At 53.6% G+C, this 2,319-nt stretch carries 2 protein-coding genes and 1 pseudogene; 2 read left to right on the forward strand and 1 reads right to left on the reverse strand.

What is annotated here, in order from left to right:
* Positions 1-240: pseudogene (locus tag AC6F7T_RS03760) on the forward strand (hypothetical protein); the annotation flags it as partial.
* Positions 241-287: 47 nt separating this feature from the next.
* Here AC6F7T_RS03760 and AC6F7T_RS03765 read toward each other — a convergent pair.
* Positions 288-1,463, reverse strand: coding sequence for an IS4 family transposase (locus AC6F7T_RS03765; RefSeq protein ID WP_500716646.1), 1,176 nt, complete (start codon positions 1,461-1,463; stop codon positions 288-290).
* 320 nt (positions 1,464-1,783) lie between these two features.
* Here AC6F7T_RS03765 and AC6F7T_RS03770 point away from each other — a divergent pair.
* Positions 1,784-2,319 (forward strand): hypothetical protein (locus AC6F7T_RS03770; protein ID WP_500716647.1); only part of this gene is annotated, 536 nt, incomplete at its 3' end.

A 2,319-nucleotide genomic window follows, 5' to 3' on the forward strand; every position in this document is an offset into this window, starting at 1 on the left:
GCCGAATACCAGAGCAACTCCCGTAAGGCGAAGCTGCATCTTGGCTTTGACCTGAATCACGGTATCCCCCGGAAGCTGTTTCTCACCGAAGGTAACGGTTCGGAGCGCCCTTTTGTCAGCCGCCTCACCGAATCAAAGGCAATACCCTCAAGACGATCCTTGAAGCGCACATGCTTCCGGATGATTCCAACGTGTTTTTCGATGCCAGAACCAAAAGGGGGGTCAAATCTTTATCCTTGACAGGGTTCGCTAGGGGGGAAATTGGGGTCTGACCCAGTGATGTCCGGTTAGAAACTTGCATGTAGCTTTTTCATTTTTCTTCGGGCTTTGCCGCCGCATCGTCTTGGTGCACCGGGTGGTTTATTGCCCGAAAGCCGCATGGCTTCATTGCGAATCTGGTTTCGCAGTTGCCGAACGCGATTAATAGAAACCGGCTCACTATGTTGTTCCTGGCAGTAAATTGCCAAGAGAAGGTAAGTGATCAGACCGGACAGAATTTGTACCATCAAGCCGTTCCGGCTTCTGGCGAAAAGATGATAGACCTTGAGATGCCGTTTCCACCAGGTGAAGAATTTTTCGATTTCCCAGCGGAGCTTGTAGACCATCGCCACTTGCTCTGCTGACAGATCGAAACGATCCGTGGCTATCCAGTACTTTTTGTCGGCAACGGTGTAGCCAACAAGCCGCAGCGGTTTTTCGGTTTGGTTAATGTCAGGGGTACCCAGCAACACTCTGGCATCGAAAAACACGTTGGAATCATCCGGAAGCATGTGCGCTTCAAGGATCGTCTTGAGGGTATTGCCTTTGATGCGGCAGATAAAGTGGCAACCGTCCTTTTGCCATTGATCAAAAAGGTGATGGGTCTGATAGCCCCGGTCCAGCACCGCCGTCTGCCCCGGTTCGGTGAGGCGACTGACAAAAGGGCGCTCCGAACCGTTACCTTCGGTGAGAAACAGCTTCCGGGGGATACCGTGATTCAGGTCAAAGCCAAGATGCAGCTTCGCCTTACGGGAGTTGCTCTGGTATTCGGCCCAATGCATGGAGAGGACGGAGTCAATGAAAGAACCATCTATGGCCACCAAGTCGCCGAGTTCGGCAAAGCGGGCTGGGAGAGTGGTGGCCGCCTTTTTGTGGAGTTCAGTAAATACATGTAGAAGCTGCTCGACCCCGCGCTCATTCACTGTATCGAAAAAGGTCGAGTGCTTAATACCGCCGGCCGGCGCGATCAACTGCCTGGCATAATCATCTTCTTGCAGTGCCTGGATCAGCTCCCGGCCTGAAGAAAATTCTTGCAAGTGATAATAAGTCAGGATGTTGATCAGCTCTTCGGTATTCATTGCCAGCGGTTTATTTGATCCGGATAAAAGTGGTGGTGCCGTGCGCAATGCCGGTTTGGTAGGCAACACAAGCTGTTTGTGGGTCGGAACAACATGCCGGCGCGAGTAGAACTTGACGATTTTCATACGCATATCTCCTTGAAATTATGAGTCTTTCAAGAAGTTGCGCAAAATTTTTTGGCTTCATTGTCAAGAAAAAAATGCTCTCGCTGGACTATTTTTTATTTGCGTTCATCATGCAAGGTTCTAACCGGACATCACTGGATCGGTCCTATTATTGTGCGCTTGACAGGCGGTGCGGCCGGGCGCAAGATTAAGACGATATTCCCGTGGGGGACAGATTTAAAATCCGTCCCTATGGGCTGTTGAAGTGGGTACTTGGTGCTGCACTGCCCCGGGTTGCGAAGAGCGGCGCCCGGGGCCGGGCGGCCAAACGGAGGGTTGTTATGAAAATTTTTGCCCTGTTGCTGCTGCTTATTTTTATTGTCATCGCGGTCTTTACCGTTCTCAACTGGGAGGTGCTGATTACCGTGACCCCGCTGTTCCTGGGGGTGGCCGAGGTTGAGGCGCCCCTGGGCTTGGTGATGCTGGGTCTGCTGGTCATTCTCGGGGCCTTTTTCATCTTTGCGCTGGGCTATCAGAAAACCGAGTCCATCTTCCGGGACCGCCGCCACGCCCGGGAACTGCAGACCACCCAGGAACTGGCGGCCAAGGCCGAGGCCTCGCGGATCACCGAGCTGCGCGAGTTTCTAACCGAAGAGCTGGCCCGCCAGGATAAGCAGACGACCGAGACCAGCGCTGAACTGATAGCCCGGATGGATCAGCTTGCCGATGAACTCTTGAACAGGCTGAGCGAAGAGCTGGCCCGCCGGGAACAGCAGACGACGGAAACCAGCGCCGAACTGATGGCCCGGATGGACCAGCTTGCCGATGAAATGCTGAGCGGTCAGACCGAGGGTTACCAGCTCGCCGGGAAATCGGC

Source organism: Pelovirga sp. (assembly GCF_059864205.1).